Annotated in this window: 1 protein-coding gene; it reads left to right on the top strand. The window is 64.6% G+C overall.

Going from position 1 to position 921, the window contains the following annotated elements; all coding sequences use genetic code 11:
* On the top strand, positions 1–921 hold a 921-nt coding region (locus HPO_RS19375; RefSeq protein ID WP_035602907.1), incomplete at both ends, for a CaiB/BaiF CoA transferase family protein.

The raw sequence follows: 921 nt of genomic DNA, 5'->3' as shown, positions 1-921 counted from the left end.
CATGAAACTCGCCGGTCTCAAGGTTCTCGATCTGTCGGCCTTCCTGCCTGGGCCGCACATGACGATGATGATGGCCGATCATGGGGCCGACGTGATCATGGTGGAGCCGGCCAATGGCGTGGGCGAGCCGGTGCGCGAGATTGGCGAGCGGGCGCCGGACGGGACGACTGTGTGGTTTCGCAATGTGGCGCGCGGCAAGCGCAGCCTGAAGCTGAACCTCAAAGACCCTGCGGGCGTCGAACTTCTGCTGAAGCTGGCCGAGCAGGCCGACGTGTTTGTCGAGGCGTTCCGGCCCGGTGTGGTGAAGCGGCTGGGCGTTGGCTATGAGGCCGTTTCGGCGAGGAACCCCAAGATTGTCTATTGCTCGATTTCGGCCTTCGGGCAGGAAGGGCGGCATGTGCAGAAGCCCGCGCATGACCTGGTGGTGCAGGCGATGACGGGGCTGATGGATTTGGGGCGCGGCCTCAGCGATGGGCAGCCCGCGCCCCCGCCTGTGCCTTTTGCGGATGCCTCCGCCTCTCTGATGGCGCTGTCGGCGATCCTGATGGCGCTCTACCGGCGCGAGAAGACAGGCGAGGGCGATTATATCGACATGTCGATGTATGACGCCGCCATTGCCTGGACGCCCAACGTGCTGGGGCCGACCTTTGGCAAGGGCGCGGCGCCCGAACCGAAGAAGATGCGCAGCTTTGGCGGGGCGGCGATGAATTCGATTTATCCGACCTCGGATGGCGGGTTCATCGTGATCGGTGGCTCGGAAGTGAAGTTTGCAGAGAACCTGCTCACCGCCCTGGGGCGGGTGGACCTGCTCCCCTATGCGAAGATCCCGCCCGGCGATGAGCAGGAGCCGCTGAAGGCCTTCTTCCGCGAGACCTTTGCCGGCAATACTCAGGCCCATTGGGAGGCGTTCCTGGCGCCGGT

Origin of the sequence: Hyphomonas polymorpha PS728, assembly GCF_000685315.1 — a bacterium.
Taxonomy (GTDB): Bacteria; Pseudomonadota; Alphaproteobacteria; order Caulobacterales; family Hyphomonadaceae; genus Hyphomonas; species Hyphomonas polymorpha.
Note: the sequence above shows the minus strand (reverse complement) of the source record. Positions and strands in the feature narration are given on the sequence as shown.